Origin of the sequence: Sphingomonas kyeonggiensis (assembly GCF_014196745.1) — a bacterium.
Lineage (GTDB): Bacteria > Pseudomonadota > Alphaproteobacteria > Sphingomonadales > Sphingomonadaceae > Sphingomonas > Sphingomonas kyeonggiensis.
Map to the genome: position 1 here is coordinate 772,687 of NZ_JACIEH010000002.1, position 23,863 is coordinate 796,549.

The 23,863-nt window shown below is 66.9% G+C and carries 20 protein-coding genes; 14 read left to right on the plus strand and 6 right to left on the minus strand.

Going from position 1 to position 23,863, the window contains the following annotated elements:
* Positions 1–80: 80 nt before the first annotated feature.
* The 4 genes from GGR46_RS12605 to GGR46_RS12620 all read left to right on the plus strand — a co-directional run bounded on the left by GGR46_RS12605 (position 81) and on the right by GGR46_RS12620 (position 6,549).
* Complete coding sequence (locus GGR46_RS12605) at positions 81–1,418, plus strand: hypothetical protein (RefSeq protein ID WP_183998185.1); 1,338 nt, start codon at positions 81–83, stop codon at positions 1,416–1,418.
* 115 nt (positions 1,419–1,533) lie between these two features.
* A complete protein-coding gene (locus tag GGR46_RS12610) occupies positions 1,534–3,480 on the plus strand; it encodes a CocE/NonD family hydrolase (protein ID WP_183998187.1) in 1,947 nt (648 codons plus the stop codon).
* 268 nt (positions 3,481–3,748) lie between these two features.
* A complete protein-coding gene (locus GGR46_RS12615) occupies positions 3,749–5,140 on the plus strand; it encodes a M16 family metallopeptidase (protein ID WP_183998189.1) in 1,392 nt (463 codons plus the stop codon).
* Positions 5,140–6,549: a M16 family metallopeptidase gene (locus tag GGR46_RS12620; protein ID WP_183998191.1), complete on the plus strand. Its 1,410-nt coding sequence runs from the start codon at positions 5,140–5,142 to the stop codon at positions 6,547–6,549. The genes GGR46_RS12615 and GGR46_RS12620 overlap by 1 nt, the downstream gene beginning before the upstream one ends.
* Positions 6,550–6,901: 352 nt before the next feature.
* Here the strand turns inward: GGR46_RS12620 and GGR46_RS12625 are convergent, their stop codons facing one another.
* Positions 6,902–8,902: an acyltransferase family protein gene (locus GGR46_RS12625; RefSeq protein WP_183998193.1), complete on the minus strand. Its 2,001-nt coding sequence runs from the start codon at positions 8,900–8,902 to the stop codon at positions 6,902–6,904.
* A gap of 176 nt (positions 8,903–9,078) precedes the next feature.
* Here GGR46_RS12625 and GGR46_RS12630 point away from each other — a divergent pair, with 176 nt between their 5' ends.
* From GGR46_RS12630 to GGR46_RS12645, 4 genes are all read left to right on the plus strand, one after another.
* Positions 9,079–10,182 (plus strand): hypothetical protein, encoded by a 1,104-nt coding sequence (locus tag GGR46_RS12630; protein WP_183998195.1) that lies wholly within the window; start codon positions 9,079–9,081, stop codon positions 10,180–10,182.
* 74 nt (positions 10,183–10,256) lie between these two features.
* The gene (locus GGR46_RS12635) at positions 10,257–10,772 is read left to right on the plus strand and encodes a DUF2975 domain-containing protein (protein WP_183998197.1); all 516 of its coding nucleotides are present in this window, start codon (positions 10,257–10,259) and stop codon (positions 10,770–10,772) included.
* A 3-nt stretch (positions 10,773–10,775) separates the two neighbouring features.
* Complete coding sequence (locus tag GGR46_RS12640; protein ID WP_183998199.1) at positions 10,776–11,006, plus strand: helix-turn-helix domain-containing protein; 231 nt, start codon at positions 10,776–10,778, stop codon at positions 11,004–11,006.
* 30 nt (positions 11,007–11,036) lie between these two features.
* Positions 11,037–11,822, plus strand: a complete 786-nt coding sequence (locus tag GGR46_RS12645; protein WP_183998201.1) for a hypothetical protein — start codon at positions 11,037–11,039, stop codon at positions 11,820–11,822.
* 75 nt (positions 11,823–11,897) lie between these two features.
* On the opposite strand, the gene rplL is transcribed toward GGR46_RS12645, so the two are convergent.
* Both rplL and rplJ read right to left on the minus strand, forming a co-directional pair.
* Positions 11,898–12,275: a 50S ribosomal protein L7/L12 gene (gene rplL / locus GGR46_RS12650; RefSeq protein ID WP_116842077.1), complete on the minus strand. Its 378-nt coding sequence runs from the start codon at positions 12,273–12,275 to the stop codon at positions 11,898–11,900.
* Positions 12,276–12,328: 53 nt separating this feature from the next.
* Positions 12,329–12,844 (minus strand): 50S ribosomal protein L10, encoded by a 516-nt coding sequence (rplJ, locus tag GGR46_RS12655; RefSeq protein WP_183998203.1) that lies wholly within the window; start codon positions 12,842–12,844, stop codon positions 12,329–12,331.
* Between the two features lie 463 nt (positions 12,845–13,307).
* Here rplJ and GGR46_RS12660 point away from each other — a divergent pair, with 463 nt between their 5' ends.
* A complete protein-coding gene (locus GGR46_RS12660) occupies positions 13,308–15,830 on the plus strand; it encodes a TonB-dependent receptor (protein ID WP_246426056.1) in 2,523 nt (840 codons plus the stop codon).
* Between the two features lie 51 nt (positions 15,831–15,881).
* On the opposite strand, the gene GGR46_RS12665 is transcribed toward GGR46_RS12660, so the two are convergent.
* Complete coding sequence (locus GGR46_RS12665) at positions 15,882–17,657, minus strand: hypothetical protein (protein WP_183998207.1); 1,776 nt, start codon at positions 17,655–17,657, stop codon at positions 15,882–15,884.
* A 264-nt stretch (positions 17,658–17,921) separates the two neighbouring features.
* Between GGR46_RS12665 and GGR46_RS12670 the strand changes: the two genes are divergently transcribed.
* The 4 genes from GGR46_RS12670 (at position 17,922) to GGR46_RS12685 (ending at position 19,779) form a co-directional block, all read left to right on the plus strand.
* Positions 17,922–18,407, plus strand: a complete 486-nt coding sequence (locus GGR46_RS12670) for a helix-turn-helix domain-containing protein (protein ID WP_343058140.1) — start codon at positions 17,922–17,924, stop codon at positions 18,405–18,407.
* Positions 18,408–18,474: 67 nt separating this feature from the next.
* The gene (locus GGR46_RS12675; RefSeq protein WP_183998211.1) at positions 18,475–18,825 is read left to right on the plus strand and encodes a hypothetical protein; all 351 of its coding nucleotides are present in this window, start codon (positions 18,475–18,477) and stop codon (positions 18,823–18,825) included.
* 45 nt (positions 18,826–18,870) lie between these two features.
* Positions 18,871–19,302 (plus strand): hypothetical protein, encoded by a 432-nt coding sequence (locus GGR46_RS12680; protein WP_183998213.1) that lies wholly within the window; start codon positions 18,871–18,873, stop codon positions 19,300–19,302.
* A 15-nt stretch (positions 19,303–19,317) separates the two neighbouring features.
* A complete protein-coding gene (locus GGR46_RS12685; RefSeq protein ID WP_183998215.1) occupies positions 19,318–19,779 on the plus strand; it encodes a helix-turn-helix domain-containing protein in 462 nt (153 codons plus the stop codon).
* A 141-nt stretch (positions 19,780–19,920) separates the two neighbouring features.
* Here the strand turns inward: GGR46_RS12685 and rplA are convergent, their stop codons facing one another.
* Entirely contained in the window at positions 19,921–20,613 is a 693-nt protein-coding gene (gene rplA / locus GGR46_RS12690; protein WP_183998217.1) for a 50S ribosomal protein L1, read from the minus strand.
* A gap of 4 nt (positions 20,614–20,617) precedes the next feature.
* A complete protein-coding gene (rplK, locus tag GGR46_RS12695; RefSeq protein WP_183998219.1) occupies positions 20,618–21,049 on the minus strand; it encodes a 50S ribosomal protein L11 in 432 nt (143 codons plus the stop codon).
* 285 nt (positions 21,050–21,334) lie between these two features.
* Here rplK and GGR46_RS12700 point away from each other — a divergent pair, with 285 nt between their 5' ends.
* Positions 21,335–23,860, plus strand: coding sequence for a TonB-dependent receptor (locus GGR46_RS12700; RefSeq protein ID WP_183998221.1), 2,526 nt, complete (start codon positions 21,335–21,337; stop codon positions 23,858–23,860).
* Positions 23,861–23,863: the final 3 nt, after the last annotated feature.

Here is a 23,863-nt window from a genome sequence, read left to right on the forward strand (position 1 = left end):
TTCATCGCAGTTTCGAGCCTCCTTCGCGACGGAATCCGGGTTCCATTCATTGAACCTGCGACATGAAGGAGAGACCTGTAATGCGTACCATCCGTGCCGCGCTGTTCGTCAGCGCCGCTTTCCTTGCCCTGCCCGCCCAGGCGCAGGACACTCCCCAGCAGGTGACGCCGCCGCCGATCATGACGACGCCGGCGCAGGAGGCTCCCGCGCCCGCGCCGCAGGCGCAGGTGGTGATCCAGCCTTCCGCGCCGGTCGTGCAGTCGGTTCCCTCGGTAGAGGAGCAGCAGCGCGGTGCCGCCGCGGCCGACGCTCCGGCCCCGGCCGAGCGTCGTGCTGTCCGCACCACCACGACGCGGACTACCGCAACCCGCGCGGCTCCGGCGCCGGCTCGCGAGGCCGCGCCGGCCCGCCAGGCTGCCCCGGCGCCCGCCGCCGAGACGCCGACTGCCCCGCCGTCGCCGCCGATCGACACCTCGGCCCCGGCGCCCGCGCCCTTGCCCCAGGCCGAGACCGCTCCGGCCCCGGAAGCCGCGGCGCCGGTGGCCACGGAAACCACCACCACGCAGAGCAGCGACACCAGTATCGCCTGGCCCTGGCTGATCGGCGGCCTCGCGCTGTTGGCGCTGGGCGCGATCGCGTTCCTGTTCACGCGCCGCCGCCGCAATGATGAGGCGACGACCACCGACGCGACCTATGTCGAGCCGGCCTATGTCGCCCCCGCAGTTGCTCCCGTTGCCGCTGCGCCGGTAGTGATCGAGCCGGTCGTCGCGCCGCATGCCGCCGTCATCGCCGAGGTGCCGCCCGCCGACGAGCGGATCGTGCGCCGCGAGCCCAGCCCGGTGATCGCGCCGGTTGCCGCTGCCGAGCAGGTCGAGGAAGCCGAGATCGCCGATGCCAGCAAGGACGACCTCGCCGGTGTCGCCGATGCCGCAGCGCCGGTTGCGCATCGTCCCTGGATCGAGCTCGGCCTGCGCCCGGTAAGCGCCGGCACCACCGAGGAAGAGGCGGTGGTAGATTTCGAGCTGACCGTCGGCAATTCGGGCGACACCCAGGCGCGCAACGTCCGCATCTCGAGCTTCATGCTCGCCGATGAGGCGGAGGGCACCGAGATGGAACGGATGCTCACCGAGCGCCGCGCCGACACGATCGTCCCGCCGGTCTCGATCGAGCCGGGCGACGGCGCCCGTGTCGATGCGCACCTTGCGGTGCCCAAGGGCGACCTGGGCCGTGTGTTCAATCCGGTCGTCGTCGCCGAGGCCCGCTACACTCTGCCGGACGGTAGCGAGGCGCGCACCGCTGCGGCGTTCAGGATCGGCCGCCCGGCCTATGAAGGCGGCATCGGTGCGATCGGCGCGTCGCGTCCGCACGTGACCGACGATCTCGCTGCCGAGCTTTACGGCGAGCCCGAGCACGCCTGATTCCTGACATATCGGGGACACAGGAGCCCGCTTCTTCCGAAAGGGAGGGGCGGGCTCTTTCCTTGCGGATGGATTTGGGCTTATCGAACGCCATTCCTCAGGGAGATAACATCACATGAAGAAGTCGTTGCTCGCACTGGCCGCCGGGACCGCGATCCTCGCCGCCACCGCCGTCCAGGCCCAGGAAAACCCGGCCCCGGCCCAGGCGCCCGCCGCGTTCAACGACATTCCGCCGAACTTCAATCCGCCTTCGCTGCCGGCCGATTACATCAAGCGCGAAGTGATGATCCCGATGCGCGACGGGGTGAAGCTCTACACGGTGATGATCATCCCGAAGGGCGCGAAGAACGCGCCGATCCTGTTCACCCGCACACCCTACAACGCCGCGGGCCGCGTCGTCCGCACCGAGAGCGGCAAGATGATCAACACCCTGCCCGAGGGCGACGAGGTGTTCGTCAAGGCGGGTTACATCCGCGTGTTCCAGGACATCCGCGGCAAGTACAAGTCGGAGGGCGATTACGTCATCACCCGCCCGCCGGTCGGCCCGCTCAACCCGACCAAGGTCGATCACATCACCGACGCCTATGATTCGATCGACTGGATGGTGAAGAACGTCCCCGAGACCAACGGCAAGGTCGGCATGCTCGGCTCGTCCTACGAGGGCTTCACCGTGGTGATGGCGCTGATGGGCCCGCACCCGGCGCTCAAGGTCGCCGCGCCCGAAAGCCCGATGATCGACGGCTGGATGGGCGACGACTGGTTCCACCACGGCGCGTTCCGTCTCGCCAATATCGGCTGGATCGGCTCGCAGACCGGCTACAAGGGCGCCGGCAAGGCCCCGCCGCGCCCGGACTGGGACGATTACGAGACCTTCCGCAAGGTCGGCTCGGCCGGCGACTGGGCCAAGCAGTTCGGTTACGACCAGCTGCCCGCCTGGAACAAGATGAGCCAGCACGTCTCCTACGACAAGTTCTGGCAGGGCCAGGCGCTCGACAAGCTGCTCGCCGCCAACCCCTCGAACATCCCGACGCTCTGGGAGCAGGGCATCTGGGATCACGAGGACATGTACGGCGCGATCCACGCCTGGGAGGAGTTGCAGAAGACCCCGCAGGCCAGCAAGAATTTCCTGCTGATGGGGCCGTGGCGCCATTCGGGCTTCAACTATAACGGCTCGACCCTCGGCCAGCTCAACTTCGAGGGCGACACCGCGCTCCAGGCTCGCCGCGACATCCTGCTGCCCTTCTTCAACGCGTACCTCAAGGACGGCGCGCCGCCCTTCACCCCGGCCAAGGCAAGCTTCTACAACACCGGCGAGAACCGCTGGGAATTCCTCAACAAGTGGCCGCTCGCCTGCGAGACCGGCTGCGACGCCAAGCTGACCCCTATCTACCTCAAGCCCGCCGAGGGCCTGGGCTTCGAGAAGCCCGGCGCCGGGTCTGACAGCTATGTCGCCGATCCCGCCAAGCCGGTGCCGCATCTGCCGCGCCCGGTGAACTTCCAGGACGGCCGCTGGTCGACCTATCTCGTCACCGACCAGCGCTTCGTCGATGGCCGGCCGGACGTGATGACCTATGTCACCGACGTGCTGACCGCGCCGGTCCGCGTCTCGGGCGCGCCGCTGGCGGACATCTTCGCCAAGACCACCGGCACCGATGGCGACTTCGTGGTCAAGGTGATCGACGTCTATCCGGACGATTACGTCACCAAGAAGGAAATGGGCGGGTTCCAGCTGCCGATCGCGATGGACATCTTCCGCGGCCGCTATCGCAACTCGTTCGAGCACCCGACGGCGATCCCGGCGAACAAGGTCCAGGAATACAAGTTCCGCCTGCCGACGGTGAACCACGTCTTCCAGCCGGGCCACCGGATCATGGTGCAGGTACAGTCGAGCCTGTTCCCGGTCTATGACCGCAACCCGCAGAAGTTCGTGCCCAACATCTTCTTCGCCAAGCCGGAAGACTATCAGAAGGCGACGGTGACGCTGATGTATGGCGGCGCGAATTCGAGCAGCGTGCTGCTGCCGGTCGTCCCGCTCGACCAGTCGGCCAACCAGCAGAAGTGAGGCGAAGCGGGGAAGGGGGCGCCCTGCCTCCTCCCCCGCACCCCGCGCCATCGTCATCCCGCATCCACCGTCGTCATCCCGGCGAAAGCCGGGTTCTCATGCGGCTCTCGTCCAACCTTCCGCGCCATCGCCCGAGATCCCGGCTTTCGCCGGGATGACGGGGTGCGGCGCGGCCCAAGGATCGGCCGTTTCGGATGCGCAAGCCTCTTCCCATCACGGTGTGCCGATGGAATAACTCACCTGCGACTCATCCTTCGGGGAGGAATTGATGCCTAAATGGAGCCTCGCGCTCGCTCTGGCCGCGACCGCGCTTCCGGCGCTCGCCCATGCCCAGGCCGCCGCACCCGCCGCGGCGAGCAAGCTGCATGTCGACACGCAATATTTCACCCTGCCCAACGGCCTGCGCGTCGTCCTGACCAGGGACACGATCGCGCCCACGGTGACGGTCGGCGTCTATTACGGCATCGGCTTCCGCGTGGAGCCCAAGGATCGCACCGGCTTCGCCCACCTGTTCGAGCATCTGATGTTCCAGGGATCGAAGCACGCGCCCAAGGGCGTGTTCGACACCACGATCACCAATTCGGGCGGCATCAACAACGGCTCAACCCGCTTCGACTTCACCAATTATTTCGAGATCGTCCCTTCGGGTGCGCTCGAGCGGATGCTGTGGCTCGAGGCTGACCGGATGGAAAATCCGGTGATCGACGATGTCGTGCTGAAGAACCAGCAGGGCGTGGTCGGCAACGAGGTCAAGGTCAACGTCCTCAACCAGCCCTACAGCACCTGGCCGTGGATCGACCTGCCGATGCTGGCCAACACCAACTGGTACAACAGCCACAATTTCTACGGCGATCTGAAGGAGATCGAGGCGGCGACGGTGCCTGATGCCCAGGCCTTCTCCAAGGAGTTCTACCGGCCGAACAACGCCGTGCTCGTGATCGCCGGCGACATCGATTACGCCGCCACCCGGGCGATGGTGGAGAAGTATTTCACCCCGATCGCGTCCGCGGCGCCCGTCGCCCAGCCCGACATCTCCGAGCCGCGCCAGACCGCCGAGAAGTTCAAGAGCCGGGTCGATGCGCTTGCCCCCAAGCCGGGCTATGCCGCCGGCTATCACGTGCCCGATCGCGGCACGCCCGAATGGTACGCAATGGGGCTGATCGATCAGATCCTGCTTCAGGGCGACGACAGCCGGCTGTTCAAGAAGCTGGTGTCCGACACCGGCATCGCCGGCGAGCTGTCGGGCGGGATCAACGGCGATCTCGGCAACATGTTCAACTATCGCGGGCCGATGCTGTGGAGCTTCAGCTTCACCCATGATCCGACCCACACCACCGCTCAGATCACCAAGGCGGTGGACGAGGTGATCGAGGAATTGCGGACGAAGCCGGTGACCGCCGCCGAGCTGCAGCGTGCCCGCACCAAGATGCGCTCGGACCTGTACGGCACGATCGACGGGGGAGGGCGGGTCGGCCTGATCGACCTGCTCGCCGTCTATGCGCTGTTCGACAATGATCCCGCCGCGGTGAACCGGATCGAGGAGGGCTTCGCCAAGGTGACGCCCGCGCTGATCCAGAAGACCGCCCAGGAATATCTCCGCAAGACCAATCGCTCGGTCTACGTCATCGAGCCGGGTGCCCAGCCCAAGGGAGGCAAGTGATGAAGCGCATGCTCCTCGCATCGGTGGCGTTGCTCGCCGCCACGCCGGCCCTGGCCCAGGACAATTTCCCGCCCGCGCCGCCGATCGCCGATCCCAAGCCGTTCACGCTCCCGGCGACCGAGACCTATACGCTGCCCAACGGACTGCAGGTCACGCTGATCCCCTATGGCATCGCCCCCAAGACGGTCGTGTCGCTGCGCGTGCGCGCCGGCGCGGTCAATGAAGGCGACGCGGTGTGGCTCTCCGACGTCACCGGCGCGCTGATGAAGGAAGGGGCGGCGGGCAAGACCGCAGCCGGTCTCGCCGCCGCGGCGGCGGGGATGGGCGGCCAGCTCAACGTCAGCGCCGGCATGCAGTCGACCACGGTCGGCACCAATGTCCTGTCCGAATATGCGCCCGAGGCGATCCAGCTGGTCAGCGACGTCGCGGTCCGCCCGACCCTGCCGGCGAGCGAGCTGGCGCGGGTGAAGGCCAATCTCGGCCGCCAGCTCTCGGTCGCACTGTCGCAGCCGGGCACGCTGGCGGACGTGGCGCTGGGCCGCACCATCTACGGCGCGGACCATCCCTATGGCCGGCAGATCCCGAGCGCGGCCCAGCTCCAGGCCTATACGATCGCCCAGGTCCAGGCCTTCCACGCCGGCCAATTCGGCGCGAAGCGGGCGCATCTCTATGTCGCCGGCCGGTTCGACACGGTGGCGGTGAAGGCGGCGATCGACAAGGCGTTCGCCAGCTGGAAGGGCGGTCCCGATCCGGTGGTGCTGCAGAGCCCGCACAATCCGGGCCCGCGGATCGTGCTGGTCGACCGTCCCGGCGCGCCGCAGACCACGCTGCGCCTGAGCTTCGACGCCAGCCGCGCGGGGACCGAGGGGGATATCCCGCAGCGCGTCACCAATGCGCTGCTCGGCGGCGCGTTCAGCTCGCGGATCACCCGCAACATCCGCGAGGACAAGGGCTATACCTATTCGCCCGATTCCGATGTGGAGTTCACGCCCGAACAGGCGCTGTGGACCTTCCAGGCGGACGTCACCACCGAGCACACCGGCGACTCGCTCAAGGAAGTGTTCAAGGAAATCCGCCGGATGCAGACCGAGCCGGTTGCGCCGGACGAGGCCAAGGGCATCCGCACCTATCTGGCCGGTCTATTCGCGATCCAGAATTCCACTTCGGGCTCGGTGATCGGCACGCTGGCGACGCGCGACATCCTCGGTCTGCCAGGCGACTGGACCGAGCGCTACGTGCCTGCGGTGCTGGCGGTGACGCCGGAGCAGATGCGCGCCTCGGCGAACAGCGGCTATCCGCTGGGCAAGCTCACCCTGGTGGTGGTCGGCGATCTCAAGACCGTCGTCCCCCAGCTCAAGGCCCAGCCCGAACTGGCCAATGTGCCGACGACCACGGTGACGGTGCCCTGAGCATCCAATTCCTCCCCCAGCTTCGCTGGGGGAGGGGGACCATTCGCGCAGCGAATGGTGGAGGGGCCGCCGCGAAACGCGGCGATAGCCCGCCGCCGGCCCCTCCCTTCAGGGAGGGGAGCCGGTGCGCTTGCAATGTAGGATTTCGCCTGCTTGGCTGGAGCGGTCGGACCCCGGCGTCCGGCCGCTCTTTGTCTTGTTGGAAGAATAGGATCACACGCTCGCAAGGATATTGCGAGATGCGGTGGGTTTGCGGGAACTTGGTCAACCTAAGACGCGACGAAATCCGTGCTGGGCACGAACTTAGTGAACTTCCGCGAGTCGCCCGCCGCGGCGCTGTTGGAGCGGCGGGTCAGCGAACGCCCAATATGGTCCGCTTCAGATCGGCATAGATCAGGTCGTTGCCCAGGCCGCTCGGATGGTCGCCGTCGAAGAACAGTGGCCGCCCGCCGGGCAGCGCCTCGCAGGTCTGGCCGGGGCAGAAGATCGGCAGCGGGTCCCACAGGATCGTCGGCTTCTCGCTGGCGACCAGCGCGCTCATCGCGCGCATCACGTGGCGGCGACGCTCGAGCATCGTCTCGCGCCCGATCGTCAGGCCGTGGCAGGCCGGATTGGTGCGGTTGAACCAGTCGGCGCAGCGGAAGGTCGGGCTGGGAAAGGTCGGCTTGGGCGCCTCGAGCACCAGCCGCGCGCCGCCGGCGGCAAGCTGCTGGGTGATCCCCTGCGCCTCGGCGAGCGCGGCGTCGGACACCGTGTCCGCACGGGCACCGACCAGGTCGCGGTCATTCTCGAACTGGTTGGCCAGGCGGGTGACGCGCAGCCCGGGCAGGAACACGACATCGCCCGGCTTCGAGCGGGCGGCGATGTCCTTCTCCACCCCCTGGTACCAGCCCGCGCATTTCGGGCGGGAGGCATGGGTCTGGATCAGCTTGAGATAGGGGCAACCCGGCTTGAAATAGAGGCGCACGCTCGCGCCTGTCTCGGCGGCCAGCCGGCGCAGCGCCGGGGTATAGGCCAGGCCGTGCGAGTCCGCCGGCACGAACAGGGTGAAGCCTTCCGGCCGCGCGCAACGCGGGGTCCACAGCGCGACCTTGCCGCCCGCCACCCATTCCTCGCCATCGATCGGCACGCAGCCGGTCAGGTCGAGGGGGAGCGGCCGGCCGGGCTCGGCGTACCAGGCGAAGCGGTCGCGGGTGACGCTCAGCGTGATGCGGTTGTGCGCCGCGATCAGCAGCTGCCCGCCCAGCATCGCGACCAGCACCCCGGCCAGCGCGACCGCGACGACCCGTCCGCGCGGCCAGCCGGCGAGCAGGCGGCTGGCGCGCGGCGGCTTCTCGACGAGGAAATAGGAGAAGATCGCCAGGGCGACGGCGATGACCAGGGCGGCAAGCTGGAGCTTCAGCGCGTGCAGCCCGACGGTCCAGCGGAACAGCACGAACACCGGCCAGTGCCAGAGATAGAGCGAGTAGGAGAGCAGTCCCACCGCGACCATCGGCCGGCTGCCCAGCGCGCGCGGTGCGGTGCCGCCCAGGATCGCCATGATCACCAGCGCGGTGCCCGCCACGGGCAACAGAGCGCCGGGGAAGGGGAAGAGCGGTCCTTCGGGAAGTGCGAAGCCGGCGGCCACAAGCAGCGCGCCCAGCGGCGCCAGCCAGTTTTTGCCCGCCGCCCAGGGCTGCCAGCGCTCGCGGGTGAGGCAGAGCAGCATACCGGTGCCCAGCTCCCAGAAGCGGGGGAAGATCAGGTAGAAGGCGAACTTGGTCGCGAACAGGCCGAGCACTGCGCAGAGCAGCAGCGAAAGCCCGGAGAGGATCGCCACCAGCCGCACCGCCCTGGCGCCCGATTGCAGCTTGTGGTGCCACCAGAGGAGGAAGGGGAAGAACAGGTAGAATTGCTCCTCCACCCCCAGCGACCAGCTGTGGGTGAAGGGGTTGTAGGCAGCCTGGGGGCCGAAATAGCTGTCGGTATCCGTCGCCAGCACCACGTTGCTGAGGCCGAGAAAGGCGAAGCGGCCGACCTGGGGCAGGCTGTTGCTCAACCAGGAATCGGGGATGAACAGCTGTGTGGCGAGCAGGGTGACGAGCAGCATCGCCACCAGTGCCGGCATGATCCGCATCAGGCGGCGGGCATAGAAATAGCCGGCAAGCTGTCCCAGGCTGGCGAACTCGCGGCCCATCAGCGATCCGGTCACGACGAAGCCGGAGATCACGAAGAAGACGTCCACCCCGGTGAAGCCACCGGGCAGCGTCCGGGGCCAAAGGTGGAAGAGGATGACCGAAGTGACGGCAATGGCGCGCAGCCCGTCAATCGCCGGAATGTAACCGGAGCCCTGCCCCGCTCGCTCGCCCGCCACCAAAATCTCCCCAGTGTTTCGCCGCTGTAAGGGACGGAGACGGCAGGGACAATCCGCCCTCGACATGCGGCGAACGGCGCGCAATGTGCAGCCATTGTTCAGCTTCGAAGCGTCAGGAAAAGGCCGTGAACGCAGGGAGGCTCAGGACTGGTTGGCTGTGTGGCCTGGCCGCGGCGATGCTCGCTGCGCCGCTGGCCCGCGCCCAGGATGCGCCGACGTCGAGTCCGAGCCCCGTGGTAGTGCCCTCGCAGCGCCCGCAGACGCTGCCGGGGGTGATCCCCGAGCGCTTCAACCTCGCGCCGTCGCCGACTCCGACGGCCACGCCGCTGCCGCCGCCAACCCCGCTCCCGACTGCACGGGCGACCCCGGCGGCGCAGCGTCCGGTGCCGGCGGCGCGGCCTGTCCAGACGCCGCGCGGTGCCGCGCCGGTCGTGGCCACCCCGACGCCTTCGGCTTCCCCGACTGCTGCTCCGGTCGCCACGCCGGCTCCAGCGCCGGTCACGACTGTACCTCGGCCCGTCGCGCCCGCTGAGCCCGCCGGCGAGCCGGCGTCGTCCGTGCCGCCCTGGCTCTGGGCCGCGGCGGGGGCGGGCGGCACTGCGTTGCTCGGGCTGGCCGGCTGGCTGCTGCTTCGCAGGCGGCGCCGTGAGGACGATGCGGAGGAGCGCTTCGAGAGCGTGCCCGTCGAGGCCGTGCCTCCGCCGCCTCCGATCCAGCCACCGCCCGGCCTGACGTCCGCGGTGGCCCCGGCTCCGGAGCCCGTAAAGCCCATCGTACAAGCCGGCGAGCCCTTCGAACTGGCGCTCCACCCGCGTCGCATTGCCTTTGGCGAGGAAGACGTGCTGCTCGAGTTCGAGCTGCTGATCGGCAACCTCTCGGGTGCCTCGGCGGACAATATCCGCGTCGCCTTTGCGGCGATGAGCGCGCATGCCCAGCAGGATGCGGTGATCGCCGGCTTCCATGGCGGGCCGCCGGGCGAGCCGGGCGGGGCGCCCTTCGACCTGCCGGCGGGCGGAGGCGGGCGGATGCCCGTGCGCCTGGCGATCCCGCGCAGCGGGGTGAACGTGGTGCAGGTCTCCGGGCGCCCGATGTTCGTCCCGATCGTGCTGATCGACCTGCGCTGGCGTGGCGGGCTCAGCATCCGCCGGTTCGGCGCGGACTTCATGCTGGGCACGGCGGGACAGGGCGACAAGCTGGGCCCGATCTGGCTCGACCGACCGGCACCGAGCAGCACGCTGGCCGCGCACCGCTATCACGCCAAGGCCGCGGTTGCCGCCTAGGCATATCGAAATTCGATAAATATATTGCCGTTTATCGCAAATAGCCTTATCGAATTTCGATAAGGAGGCGGAACATGCGCGACTCGATGATCGGCGGAACGCGGTTGCTGGTCCAGGCACTGAAGCTGCTGAACCTGCTCGTCGGCATCGGCTTCGGCATCACGCTGCTGGTCAGCTTCTGGGAGCACGGCCCGCTGGTGGCGCAGCTGGTCCTCAAATATGGCGCGGCGCATGCGGGCCCGATCCTGACCGGCATGCGGGTTATGCTCGCCGCCGGTATCCTCGCCGTCGGAGTCGCCTATGTCTTCCTGCGCCTGCTCGCCGAGATCCTCGCGACCGTGGCCGCCGGCGACCCCTTCATTGCCGAGAATGGCGTGCGGCTGCGGCGCATGGGCTTCGCGCTGCTCATCTACCAGCTCGGCGACCTCGCGCTCGGCGTGATCGACCACTGGCTCGACCTGCTCGGGGCGGACACCGTGCCCTGGTTCCCGTCGCTGGGCGGCTGGCTGGTCGTGCTGCTGCTCTTCGTGCTCGCCCGCGTCTTCGCGGTCGGTGCCGCGATGCGCGACGATCTCGAAGGGACGGTCTGAGCGATGCCGCTGCTCGTCCGCCTCGATGACCAGCTGCATGCCCGGCGCATGACGCTGACCGAGCTTTCCGATGCGGTGGGCATCACGCTCGCCAACCTCTCGATCCTCAAGACCGGCAAGGCCAAGGCGATCCGCTTCTCGACGCTCGAGGCGATCTGCCGGGTGCTCGAATGCCAGCCGGGCGACATCCTCGCCTATGACCCCGAGGGGGAGGCGCAAGACCCCGCGCCCTGACGATCCGGGCGCCGACGAAGGAGTGACAGGATGACGACATTGGTGGACGCCGGCGCACGCGCGCCCGGCGAACGGCTCGACGCGCGCCCGGCACGGAGCCCCCTGTATCGGTTCGCCGGACTGTGCCTCGACCTGTACCGCCGCGGCGGACGCGCATTGTGGATCGCCACGCCCCTGGCGGCGCTGGTGGTGGTGCCGGAGTTCCTCCAGCACATCGTCGAGATCAAGATCGGCATGTTCGCGTCCACCGAGGCGTTCCGCGCCCATGCCCTGGATCCGCTGCGCATGGGCTTCGGCGTGGCCAAGGTTGCCGGGCTGGTGCTGGCGATGCTGGCGATCGCGCGCTTCTGGTGGACCGGCTCGATCGGCGCCGCCCTTCGCATGCCGCCACGGGCATTGCTGCGAACCGCATTCGCCGTCGCCCTGGTGTTCGCGCTGGAACTACCGTTCGACCTGCTGCGCCGGGTCGTGCCGGCCGGCCCCGGCATGGCGCTCGCGGTGGCGGCATTCCTGATCCAGGCCTTCGCGTTCGTCTATCTGGTTGCCGCCCTGCTCGACGACCGGACGATGACGCTGCGCCGCACGCCCGCCCAGTGGCGGGCCGCCCTGCTGATGATGGTCCTGCTCGTGCTCGCCTATGGCCCGTGCTTCGCGCTCCACATGGCGACGCACAAGCTGGCGCTCGGCCTGCCGGAGCTGGCGGTCTGGGCGATCATGACCTTCGACGCGCTCGTCGTCGGCCTGCTCGCCGCGCTCGCCGGCACGGCGCTGGCGCTCGGCTATGCGGCGGGCACGGGGCAGCGGCTCGCGCGCTGAACGGCCAAAAGAAAAGGGCGGCCCGTTGCCGGACCGCCCTGATCTGTTTCGCTGAGTAGCGAGAAGCTAAGAAGCTTACTTGACCTCGACGGTCGCGCCAGCTTCCTCGAGCTGCTTCTTGATCTTCTCGGCCTCGTCCTTGTTGACGCCTTCCTTGACAGCCTTCGGAGCCGACTCGACGAGAGTCTTGGCTTCGGTCAGGCCCAGGCCGGTGATGGCGCGGACTTCCTTGATGACGTTGATCTTCTTGCCACCGTCGCCGGTGAGGATCACGTCGAACTCGGTCTTCTCTTCGACAGCCGGGCCGGCGCCAGCGCCACCAGCCGGAGCTGCAACGGCGACGGCAGCGGCGGCCGAGACGCCCCACTTCTCTTCGAGAAGCTTCGAGAGCTCAGCGGCCTCGAGGACGGTCAGTTCCGAAAGCTGGTCAACAAGCGCGTTAAGGTCAGCCATGATAAACTCCAATCAATTCAGATGTTTAGGGATAAATAAACTGCAAGATCCGCTTACGCGGCGTCCTTGTCCGCATAGGCGGCGAAGACGCGCGCGAGCTGCGCTGCCGGAGCCTGGGTAATCGTCGCCAGCTTGGTAGCCGGTGCAACGATGAGGCCCACGAGCTTGCCACGCAGTTCGTCCAGCGACGGCAGCGAGGCGAGCGCCTTGATGCCTTCCTGGTCGAGCACCTGCGTGCCCATTGCGCCGCCGACGATCTCGAGCTTGTCGTTCGTCTTGGCGAACTCGACCGCCACCTTGGCCGCAGCCACGGGGTCGATCGAGGTGGCGAGCGCCGTCGGACCCGTAAGCAGGTCGGCGATCGCCGCGTAATCGGTGCCGTCGGCAGCGATCTTGGCAAGCTTGTTCTTCGAGACCTTGTAGCTCGCGCCGGCCTCACGCATCTTGTTCCGGAGGTCCGTCGACTGCTTGACGGTCATCCCGAGGTTGCGGGTGACAACCACCACGCCAACCTCGCCAAAGGTGCGGTTCAGCTCGGCAACGGCATCAGCCTTCTGGGAACGATCCATGCCGGTCTCCTCGTTATGAGCATCTCCCTTTCGGGAAGCGCCCGGTTACAAAATGTCCGAGGGGAAGGATCGTCCTGCCCGGTTATCCCTGGGCATGACCCGAACGCTCCGCTTGGCGGAACGCCGGTGAAAATCTGTCCCCGTCTAGGCAAGAGATTAAGCGGGGCAAATTCCCCGCACTTGCTGTCTCGGACGGTCTCCTCCCGAAGGAGGAAGGCGCGCCAATAGCGATATTCGTGGATAAGTCAATCGTCGCGCGGGTAAGACAGGGGCTGGCGCTCCGCGATTGTCTTCAAGGTTTCACATTTGTGTCCCGTAGATTTCGCGCAAGCACAACAGCATTGCCACAAGCGCCTCCTAGGGCCCGTGCTGCGGCGCAACGAAGCCGCGATCCCAGGGGGAATGAATGATCGTTCGTCACGCGCTTCGCGCAACCGTTTGCGCTGCAGTTCTCGCCACCGCCATGTTGGCGACTCCGGCACTTGCCCAGGACCAGACCCAGGCCGCGCCTGCCGCCGATGAAGGCGCCCCGGAAAATGCCGGCGACGGCACGATCCTGGTCACCGCGAAGCAGACCCGCTCGGCCACCGCGATCCCGGCGAGCGAGATCCAGAAGATCCTGCCGGGCGTCTCGCCGCTCAAGGCGATCCAGACCCTGCCCGGCGTGCTCTATGTGACGGCCGATCCCTGGGGCAACAACGAGCAGAACGCCCAGATCTTCATCCATGGCTTCGCCGGCAACCAGCTCGGCTACACGATGGACGGCATTCCGCTCGGCGACCAGAGCTACGGCAACTACAACGGCCTGTCGCCGCAGCGCGCGGTGATCTCGGAGAACGTCGCCCGCGTCGTCGTGTCGGCCGGCGCCGGCGATCTCGCCACGCCGTCGAACAGCAACTTGGGCGGCACGATCGAGACCTATTCGTCCGATCCCACCCCGGCGTTCGGCCTGACCGCCAACCAGACGATCGGCAGCTACAACACCTCGCGCACCTTCCTGCGCGTCGACACCGGCAATTTCGGCGGCGATGGCAGCACCAATGCCGGCTATCTCTCGGTCGCGCGCCAGAAGGCCAAGGCCTGGGACTTCAACGGCTGGCAGGGCGGCTGGCAGGCCAATGCCAAGTTCGTCCATGACGATTCGGTCGGCAAGCTGACGCTGTACTTCGACTATAACGACATGACGCAGCCGAACGAGGACGCGACCGTCTTCTTCAAGCCGACCCCGCCCGCCACGGCCAGCGCGGTGCAGCTCTACACGCCGTACACCAAGCCGTTCTTCTATTCGGACTTCGCCGGCTATCGCAGCTATATCAACGCGCTGGGCAATTCGCCCGCGGCGCAGGGCGGCAACTACCGCAACTATTATTCGGATGCGCAGCGCACCGACTATCTCACCTATGCGCGCTATGACGCGAAGATCGCCGACAATGTCACGCTGTCGAACACGATCTACTTCCATCACAATGACGGCGCCGGCGTCGTCGCTGGCCCGCTCGGCCAGTCGATCACGACCGCACAGCCCTATCTCGATCCGAACTATGCCAGCCTGCCGACCAATTGCCGCTTCGGCGCCAATGGCAATGGCGTGCGTCCGACTGCCTGCACCGGGCTGACCGACGCCCAGGCAGCGGCGGCCGGTGCGGCGCTGGTCGCGGCGACCGGCGGCTCGGGGCTGATCACCCGCACCACCGAATATCGCATCGACCGCGGCGGCGCGATTGCCGCGCTCAACGTTGACCTTGGTGACCACAAGATCGAGCTGGGCGGCTGGTTCGAGCACAACAGCACGACCCAGTGGCGTCGCTGGTACGCCGTGCCGGTCGGCAATCCGCGCCTGAGCACCCCGTACATCCGCCCGCTCGAAGTGATGCAGCCGCTGTTCACCCAGTATCAGGGCGAGGCGCGGATCAACGAGCTGCAGCTCCATGTCCAGGACACCTGGCAGGTGTTCGAGCCGCTGCTCGTCCAGTTCGGGTTCAAGACCAGCGCGCAATGGGCCAATGGCTGGTTCCCGGTGCAGCCCAAGCTCGGCTCGCTCTCGGGCCTGACCGGCAAGCTGCCCGAGGGCAAGATCAACACGCTCAAGTGGTTCCTGCCGGCGATCGGCGCGACCTATGACTTCAACGGCCATGAGCAGGCCTATTTCAACGTCCAGAAGAACCTGCGCCAGTATCAGGCATATCTGGCCGGTGGCGGCGGTCCGTGGTTCACGGGCAGCCAGACCGCGTTCAACGCCTTCGCCAATGACGGCAAGCCGGAGAGCAGCTGGACCTATGAGGCCGGCCTGCGCACCCATCGCAGCTTCGGCGGCGGCATCGGGCTGGACGCGCAGATCAACTATTATCACGTCGACTTCAGCGATCGCCTGCTGGCGATCTCCACCAACCCGGGCGGCATTGCCGGCGGCCAGATCGCCGGCGGCACCTCGATCCTGGTGAACGTGGGCGATGTGCGCACCAACGGCGTCGATGCGGCCTTCACCCTGCGCTTCGGCCGCGCCTTCTCCTTCTACAATGCCGCGTCCTACAATCTCTCCAAGTACCGGAGCGACTATAGCTCGGCGGCGACCGGCATCGGCGCGGCGACCAACAGCTGCATCGGCGGCTATGTGGTCTCGGGCGGCGTGGTCCCGACCTGCGGCAAACAGCTGCCCGGCACGCCGAAGTGGATGAACAAGAGCGTCGCGACGCTCAACATCGGCCCGGTCGAGGCGCAGCTGGTCGGCGACTATGTCGGCAAGCGCTATGCGACCTTCTCCAACGACGCCAGCGTCGGTTCGTACTTCCTCACCTCGCTCAGCGTCGGTGTGGACCTGCCGGCCGAGCGGCTGGGGATGAAGAAGGCGAAGCTCAGCCTGAACGTCACCAACCTCGGCGACATCAAGGGCGTGTCGACGCTCTCGGTGGGCTCGGCGACGAACAGCTACTCGGCCTATCCGATCCCGCCGCGCCAATGGTTCCTGACCTACGCCTCGCAGTTCTGATCGGCGTTCGATGAAAGGGAAGGGGCCGGGGCATCGCCCCCGGCCCCTTTTCTATTGCCCGAGGCTGGCGAGCAGCGCGCGGGCCGGGGCCGTCTCGGGCGAATCATAGGCGCCCTTCGCCACCGGGATCAGCGCCGCGCGTGCCGCACCGGGGTTGCCGCGGCCGGCCAGTGCCTCGCCAAGCAGCAGCCGGGGTGCTGGAGCCGCGGGGACGGCATCGGCCGCCTTCATCAGTCCCTCCAGCGCGACATCGGGCGCCATCTCACCGGCATCGGCGAAGCTGCGGTAGAATGCGAGCAACGGCACCGGGTTCTCGGTATCGGCGCGATTGGCCTGGGCGATCGTCTGGCGGGCGGCCTTGAGCAGGGCGGTACGCTCGCCCGCCGGCGCGGCCCGTGCCAGCCGGGCCTGGCCGCTGCCCTTCCAGGCGAGCGCGTCGCTGTCTCCGGGCGCGAGGGTGAGCGCCCGGTCCGCGACCGTCACGCATTCGGTGCCGTTGCCGCTGCGGCATTCGGCCTCGGCGAGCAGCAGCTGTGCCTGGACATTGGCGGGGTAGCGGCCGGCATCCTTGCGCAGGTTCTCCAGCCAGCGGTTCCGCGTGGTGATCGCATCCTCGCGCGCCGTGTCGCCGGGCGGGGGCAGGTCGATCTGCGCGCCGAGCTCCAGCCGGCCCTTCACGAACGCGGCTTCGCCCAGTGTCAGCTGGCGGACGATCGGTCCTTCGGCGCGGCCGGCCGGATAGGTCATCTGCTCATAGGGGATCTTGCTGGCGCCATAGGCGGCCAGCTCGCGCTGGAACCTGTCCAGGTCGCCGAACGCTTCCGCGGCCTTCTCCATCGATCCGCCTGCCGCGATCGTGGCGAGATAGGCGTGGAGCTGGCCCCTTCGCTCGTTCGAGAAGAACAGCATGTGGGTGAGCGCCCAGGCGTGATAGGGCGTCCAGCGTTCCCGGGCCTTGCGATCCTTTAGATAGCGGCCGGTGAGGATGTCGGCGATCGGCAGGCGGGCATAGCGGTCGAGCACCTTGCGATAGCCGTCCGGTGCCCGACCATATTCGATTCGGGCATCGCCCTCGATCGCCAGGGTCGCGAATATCTCGCCGAAGCCGTCGACATACCAGCGCGGATAGGCGTGCGGGAAATAGGTGGTGAGGAAGTGGCGGGCGTAGCCGGCATAGATGCGCCCTTCCGCCGATTGCGGCACCGATTGTTCGTTGACCGAGAGGGCCAGAGGATCGTCGCGGCCGAAACGTGCGATCGAGCCGGCATAGCTGGCGGCGAGAGCGGTGGTGGTGCCGGGATTCTCGCCGGTCACGCCGGGTGCGCCGACGGTCTCGGGCGTGGTCGCGCGCACCAGGTCGGGCAGCAGGCCGGCGAGCGACTGGCCGCGCTCGAGCAGGATCTTGCGGTCGAAGCGACTCGCGGCGAACACGGCGCCGTCCTCGCGCGGGTCGTAATAGGCCGGTTCGGGAAAGGCGCGGGCAAAGGGGCCGGGCGAGTAGCGCAGGTTCCTGAGGTCTATCGCGTCGAATTCGGCGCCGTCGCCGACCAGCGTGACTCGCAGCTTGCGGGTATTGTCGGGCCGATCGATTCGGTTGAGCAGCACCGAAAGGAGGAAATGGAGCCGCTCCAGGTTGTGGGCGATCCGCACCAGCTCCTTTTCGCTGCCGTCGCTGATCACCACGATATGATCGGTCTCGGCCTGGCGCCAGTTGCTGGGCCGATCTCGCGTGCCCTGAACGACGATTGCCGATTCCCGCGCCGGGAGATTCGATTCTTGCGCTTGGACGGATGCGGGAAGTCCGAAGAGCGCAAGTACCAAAATCATTCGGGTACTATGCATATCGCCTATCCCCCATCGTTATACGTGCGTTACTATGCGTGTTACGTCGGGGGGAAGGAAGCGCGCTATGGCGGTTCGGCTGAGCCCGGAATCGCAAGGGGGCAGGGAGTGGAATGGGAAGCCATTTTGGCTGGATTCTCATTCATCTGTGGCCAGTTTCTTCTATACGCGGCCTGTGATCGCGCTTGCTGAAAATAACACCAACTCGGTTGGATTCGCGCGCGCGTCAGCTAAAAGCAGGCGGCGATGGTGACCGGGACGATCGAGCAACTCACAGCACGTGAACGCGACTGCCTGCGGCTAGTCGCGCGTGGAATGTCGTCCAAGGAGATCGCCCTTGCCCTGGGCCTCTCCCCGCTGACGGTCGACGGATATCTCAAGGAAGCGGTGCGCACGCTCGGGGTTTCGAGCCGGCGCGAGGCCGCGCGGGTCCTTGCCTCGCACGAGCAGCACGGCCCGAACGGCGCTTTGCCGGAGGCGGAAATGCCCCCCCAAAATTTGGGGGGCGAGCCGCAGGACCTTGCCGAAACGGTGCATTCGGAGGTTCCATTGCCACCGAAACGGTCTGAAGCCGAACCGCGGTTTCGGGTTCCGTTTCTGAGGCAGGGGAAGCAAGTAAATGATCTGGACCCGCTCCACCGGTTGATGTGGATCTTTGGTCTCGCGCTGCTGATGCTGATCGCGGTGGCCAATTTCCTCAACGGTCTGGGCGCGCTCTGGCGCATCACCGGCTAACTCAGCTTCTCTCGACCAAATGACACTGAACCCCGTCGCAGCCCCCTGGCTGCGCGAAGGAGGACCTATGACGTCTCCGAAGAAGATCGCCGCCGTCCGTATCGCCCGTTCGCTCCAGCCCGCCGAGGTCGCCATGAACGAGGCGGCGCTCAAGGTGCTCGCCATGGGCACCGCCGTGCTCACCGCGCGTGCCGATGGTACCTTCCACCCGCTCGAGGCGCAGGGCGCCGTCGATTATGTCGGCGCGGCCACCGCCAAGGTCTTCGGCGCGATGTCGGACATCAAGCGGGCGCATGGCGAACTGCGCGGTGTGGGCATCCGCCACCAGGTGCTGGGCGCCGGCGACATTTTCGAAACGCCCGAACATGACACCCCTCGCGGCGAAGCGGAAATCACGCCGTTCGTGATAGCGGCATGAAAGGGCCGTTGACTTGGCCTGGGTTCGCTGGTGCGATCATGCGTCATGAACGTAGTGATCTATCTCGCCTTGCTGCTGGTTTGTTGTCTCTACGCTTCGGCGAGGGGCGGCACGCCGGAGCGCCTGGCCGTCGCAATCCTGATTGCGGCGATCGTCGCCTCTCACTTCGTGCCTCCCGCCGGTCCGGTGCGCTTCCAGCAGATGGAGCCCGGCCTGCTGATGGTCGATGCGGGAATGTTCCTCAGCACCATGCTGCTCTCGCTCAAGGCGCAACGCTATTGGACGATCTGGCTGTCCGCGGTGTATCTCAACATCGTGCTGACGCATCTGCTGATGCTCACGCCTTCGCTGATGCCCTGGTCCTATGCGGTGGCAAACGCCGCCTGGAACTGGCCGGTGCCTTTGCTGATCGCGATCGGCGCGGCACGGCATCGCCAGCGAATCGCGCGCTACGGAGCGGATCCCGCCTGGTCCTGACGGGGGAGGTGCGTCATGGCTGACGCGGATAACTCCTATCGCCTGCGCGAGCGGCCCACGCTCCCGCCGCGCCCGGCCGGCGGCGGCGTGGCCTTCACCGGAAAGGCGGCGGACCTGGTCGAGGGCATCTATCGTTCCCGCAGGCTGCGCGACGATGCGTTCGGGGAGATTGCGGGCCAGTTCCGCGAGCCGACCTGGGACATATTGCTCGATCTCTACCTCGCTGCCGCCAAGGGCCGCCCGGTATCGGTGAGCAGTGCCTGTATCGGCAGCGGCGCTCCGCAGACCACGGCGATCCGCCACCTCGCGCTGCTCGAAAGCGCGGGTCTGGTGGTTCGCTCGCCCAATCCGATGGACAATCGGGCGGGCATCGTCACGCTCACCGAGGACGCGATCCGCAAGGTCGATGACTGGGCGCGGCGCGTACGCAGCGTATGGAAGGCGGAAACGCCTTTGCCGGGCGATCCGGCGATCTGAGGCGCCCCTTTCTTCGGGGGAGGCAGAAAGGGGCCGGGAGCAGCGTTTCCGGCCCTTTTTCACGCCCGGGTGGGGCGGGCAAAAGAAAAGGGCCGAAGGATCGCTCCTCCGGCCCCTGTTCTGTTCAGCGAGGACGCTGGATCAGACGGTCGCGACTTCCGCGACGTCGACCTTCACGCCCGGGCCCATCGACGAGCTCAGGGCGACCTTCTTCAGGTACTTGCCCTTGGCGCCCGACGGCTTGGCCTTGACCACTGCGTCGACCAGCGCGTCGAAGTTCGCGCGCAGGTCTTCCGCCGGGAACGACGCCTTGCCGATGCCCGAGTGGATGATGCCGGCCTTCTCGACGCGGTACTCGACCTGACCGCCCTTGGCGGCCTTGACGGCCTCGGCGACGTTCATGGTCACGGTGCCGAGCTTCGGGTTCGGCATCAGGCCCTTCGGACCCAGCACCTTGCCGAGACGGCCGACCAGGCCCATCATGTCCGGGGTCGCGATGCAGCGATCGAACTCGATCTTGCCGCCCTGGACGATCTCGAGCAGGTCCTCGGCGCCAACGACGTCCGCACCAGCTTCGCGAGCTTCGTCAGCCTTCGCGCCCTTGGCGAACACGCCGACGCGCACGGTCTTGCCGGTGCCCTTCGGCAGCGTGACGACGCCGCGGACCATCTGGTCGGCGTGACGCGGATCGACGCCCAGGTTCAGCGCGACTTCGATCGACTCGTCGAACTTGGCGGTGGCGTTGGCCTTCACCAGGGCGATCGCCTCGTCCACACCGTGCAGCTTCTCTGCGTCGATGGTCCAGGTCTTCTGCTTCTTGGTCAGCTTTGCCATGTCGTTAGCCCTCCACAACCTGGAGGCCCATCGCGCGGGCCGAGCCCTCGATGATGCGGGTGGCCGCCTCGATATCGTTAGCGTTGAGGTCCTTCATCTTGACCTCGGCGATCTTGCTCAGCTCCGAACGGGCGATCTTGCCCGCCGAGACCTTGCCCGGCTCCTTCGAGCCCGACTTCAGGTTCGCGGCCTTCTTGATCAGATAGGTCGCCGGCGGGGTCTTGGTCTCGAACGAGAACGAGCGGTCCGCATAGACGGTGATGACGGTGGGGAGCGGGGTGCCCTTTTCCACGTCGCCGGTCTGGGCGTTGAACGCCTTGCAGAATTCCATGATGTTCACGCCGCGCTGACCCAGGGCCGGGCCGATCGGAGGCGAGGGGTTTGCAGAGCCGGCCGGCACCTGCAGCTTGATATAGCCGGTAATCTTCTTTGCCATGTCACTCTCTTTCGCGGGGCCTTCGCGCGAAGGCTCTGGCCCCTGATCAAGTCGAGCGGTGTAGCGGCCGTGCGAACACGACCTCCCGCGGATTTCCGTAGCTGTTGCTTTGGAAGGGCGCGCGCCTAGCGCAAATCGGGTTGCAGTGCAATTGCTTCCGTGCGGATCTGCCTCAAACCGGCGTCTTCGATCCCGAAATCGTCGGACATTAACTTTTGGTAATGTCCGTTAACTGTCATTTCCGCGTCGCAACGGGCGGCCTTCCATCCCAGGGGGGACCACCAAATGCGCACCGCGAAGATCCATTTCCTCGCGCGTCCGGCGCTTACCGCGCTGGTATTGAGCATTGCCGCGCCTGCCTTCGCGCAGGAGCAGGCTGCGACCGCGGCCGAGGCGCAGGAGATCGTCGTCACCGGTCAGCGCGCCGCCCAGCGCGCCGCGAATCTCGAGAAGCGCGATGCCGACAACACGGTCGAGACGTTGCACGCCAATGACGTGGGCAAGCTGCCCGACCAGAACGTCGCCGAGGCGATCAAGCGCCTTCCGGGCCTGTCGGTCGCCAACGACCAGGGCGAGGGGCGCTACGTCATCATCCGCGGCATCGATCCCAACCTGATCAACGTCACGCTGAACGGCCAGACGCTGCCGGCGCCCGAGCCCGCCGGCCGCCAGGTCAAGCTCGACGATCTGCCCTCGGGCATGATCCAGTCGGTCACCGTCAGCAAGTCGCTGCTTGCCAGCCAGGACGCCAATGCAGTGGGCGGCGAGATCAACATCAAGACCAAGACCGGCTTCGACAGCCGCAACCCCTTCTTCTTCGACGCGCGCGGCGCCATTGGCCGCTACGACATGAACCACAAGGCGCCGTGGGAACTCGACGCCACCGTCGGCGGCCACACGGACACGCTCGGCGCAGTCGTCTCGGTCAATTATTCGCGCCGCCCGATCGAGACGGAGAACTATCAGGGCTCGTCGGCCTGGAACGCCGCCGGCACGCCCGACGGCAACGGCCTGCGTGACTATAACCTCACCCGCACCCGCCTGGGCGTGGTCGGCAATTTCGACTGGCATCCGAGCGACGGAGTGAAGCTGTACCTGCGCACCAGCTACTCCAAGTTCCAGGACCACGAGACCCGCGACCAGAACCGCCTGGCGATCACCACCTTCACCCCCGGCGCGCTCAAGGCGACCGGCACGATCCTGGTCCGCCACCGCGAGGAGGACGACAACACCAAGTCGGCCACGCTGGGCGGCGAGTTCGACCTGGGCGGCGGCAAGCTCGAGGCGTCGGGCGGCTGGACCCGCGCAGTGAAGATCGATCCGATCCGCAGCGAATTCACCTTCGGCACAACCAAGGGCGCGGTGTTCGCGACCTTCGACAACAGCACCGACCCCTATACGCTGGTGCCCAGCGGCACCTCGACCGGTCTGTTCGGCGATCCCAGCCAGTTCAAGCTGACCAAGTTCAACTACGAGACCCGCCAGGCCAGCGAGGATCTGTGGCAGGGCCGGCTCGACTACACGCTGCCGATCTCGGTGGGCGAGGACAGCGCGATCAAGGTCGGCTTCAAATATCTCGACCGCCGCAAGAAGAACAATCAGGACAAGCGGAACTACAAGAACGGCGCCACGGCCTGGGCGGTGACCAACGTCGCCTATGCCGCCGATCCGAGCTTCTATGACGGCCAGTTCCACTTCGGCGAGCGGATCGATTACGGCGCCGCGCTTGCCTATGCAAACGCCAATCCGGGCGTCCTGGCGATCGACAATGCAGGCACGCTCGCGGACTCGCTGTCGAGCGACTATGACGTGCACGAGAAGATCACCGCCGGCTACGCGATGGCGACGCTGCGCTTCGGCGCGCTGACCCTGATCCCCGGCGTCCGCGTCGAGCATACCGACGACGACACCGGGGCGAAGATCGTCCGCCCCGGATCGACGCTGGCGGACGGCTACAACAGCCATGGCGAGAATGGCTATACCGACTTCTTCCCGGGCCTGAACGCCAAGTTCGAGATCGCGCACAACCTGTTCCTGCGCGGCGCGGTGACCACGGCGATCGGCCGGCCGAATTATGCCGATCTCGCGCCCTACATCACCGTCGACAGCGGCGCGTCGCCGACCGCGATCGCGCTCGGCAATCCGGATCTGAAGCCCTATCGCGCGGTCAGCTACGACGCCTCGATCGAATATTATCCGACGCCGGACAGCCTGTTCGTCGCCGGCTTCTTCCACAAGGACATCGACAACCCGATCTACAAGACCGGCAACGTGGTGGCCAACGGCGTCTATGGCGGGGTGACCTATGCCAGCGCGCTCGTCACCAAGCCGATCAACGTCGACAGCGAGACGCTGAGCGGCGTCGAGTTCAACCTCCAGACCCAGTTCACCTTCCTGCCGGGCGCGCTGAGCGGCTTCGGCGTCTCGGCGAACTTCACCCATGTCTGGGGCCATGCGAACGGCCTGCCGGGCCGCGCCGGTGACATTCCGCTCGGCTTCCAGTCGAAGAATGTCGGCAACGTCCAGCTCTTCTACGAGAAGTATGGCTTCGCCGCGCGCCTGGCCTTCAACTATCGCTCATCGTATCTCGATACGCTGGCGGCCACCGCCGCGGCCGACCAGTTCACCGATGGCAATGGCCAGCTCGACCTGCACGTCAGCTACCAGATCATGCCGGAAGTGACGGTGTTCGGCGACGCGGTTAACCTGACCAACGCGCCGTGGCGCCGCTATATCGGCACCAAGCCGTTCCTGGTCGAGCGCGAGCAATATGGCGCGCTGCTGCGTGGCGGTGTGCAGCTGCATTTCTAGGAC

Bases quoted from the DNA above. Each gene is read 5' to 3' on its own strand.
- GGR46_RS12635 (WP_183998197.1), top strand. From the start codon at position 10,257: ATGCGCGACTCGATGATCGGCGGAACGCGGTTGCTGGTCCAGGCACTG.
- rplK (WP_183998219.1), bottom strand. From the start codon at position 21,049: ATGGCAAAGAAGATTACCGGCTATATCAAGCTGCAGGTGCCGGCCGGC.
- GGR46_RS12685 (WP_183998215.1), top strand. From the start codon at position 19,318: ATGGCTGACGCGGATAACTCCTATCGCCTGCGCGAGCGGCCCACGCTC.
- GGR46_RS12665 (WP_183998207.1), bottom strand. From the start codon at position 17,657: ATGATTTTGGTACTTGCGCTCTTCGGACTTCCCGCATCCGTCCAAGCG.
- GGR46_RS12680 (WP_183998213.1), top strand. From the start codon at position 18,871: ATGAACGTAGTGATCTATCTCGCCTTGCTGCTGGTTTGTTGTCTCTAC.
- GGR46_RS12605 (WP_183998185.1), top strand. From the start codon at position 81: ATGCGTACCATCCGTGCCGCGCTGTTCGTCAGCGCCGCTTTCCTTGCC.
- GGR46_RS12630 (WP_183998195.1), top strand. From the start codon at position 9,079: ATGCTCGCTGCGCCGCTGGCCCGCGCCCAGGATGCGCCGACGTCGAGT.
- GGR46_RS12645 (WP_183998201.1), top strand. From the start codon at position 11,037: ATGACGACATTGGTGGACGCCGGCGCACGCGCGCCCGGCGAACGGCTC.
- rplJ (WP_183998203.1), bottom strand. From the start codon at position 12,844: ATGGATCGTTCCCAGAAGGCTGATGCCGTTGCCGAGCTGAACCGCACC.
- GGR46_RS12620 (WP_183998191.1), top strand. From the start codon at position 5,140: ATGAAGCGCATGCTCCTCGCATCGGTGGCGTTGCTCGCCGCCACGCCG.
- rplL (WP_116842077.1), bottom strand. From the start codon at position 12,275: ATGGCTGACCTTAACGCGCTTGTTGACCAGCTTTCGGAACTGACCGTC.
- GGR46_RS12615 (WP_183998189.1), top strand. From the start codon at position 3,749: ATGCCTAAATGGAGCCTCGCGCTCGCTCTGGCCGCGACCGCGCTTCCG.
- GGR46_RS12660 (WP_246426056.1), top strand. From the start codon at position 13,308: ATGTTGGCGACTCCGGCACTTGCCCAGGACCAGACCCAGGCCGCGCCT.
- GGR46_RS12640 (WP_183998199.1), top strand. From the start codon at position 10,776: ATGCCGCTGCTCGTCCGCCTCGATGACCAGCTGCATGCCCGGCGCATG.
- GGR46_RS12610 (WP_183998187.1), top strand. From the start codon at position 1,534: ATGAAGAAGTCGTTGCTCGCACTGGCCGCCGGGACCGCGATCCTCGCC.
- rplA (WP_183998217.1), bottom strand. From the start codon at position 20,613: ATGGCAAAGCTGACCAAGAAGCAGAAGACCTGGACCATCGACGCAGAG.
- GGR46_RS12700 (WP_183998221.1), top strand. From the start codon at position 21,335: ATGCGCACCGCGAAGATCCATTTCCTCGCGCGTCCGGCGCTTACCGCG.
- GGR46_RS12675 (WP_183998211.1), top strand. From the start codon at position 18,475: ATGACGTCTCCGAAGAAGATCGCCGCCGTCCGTATCGCCCGTTCGCTC.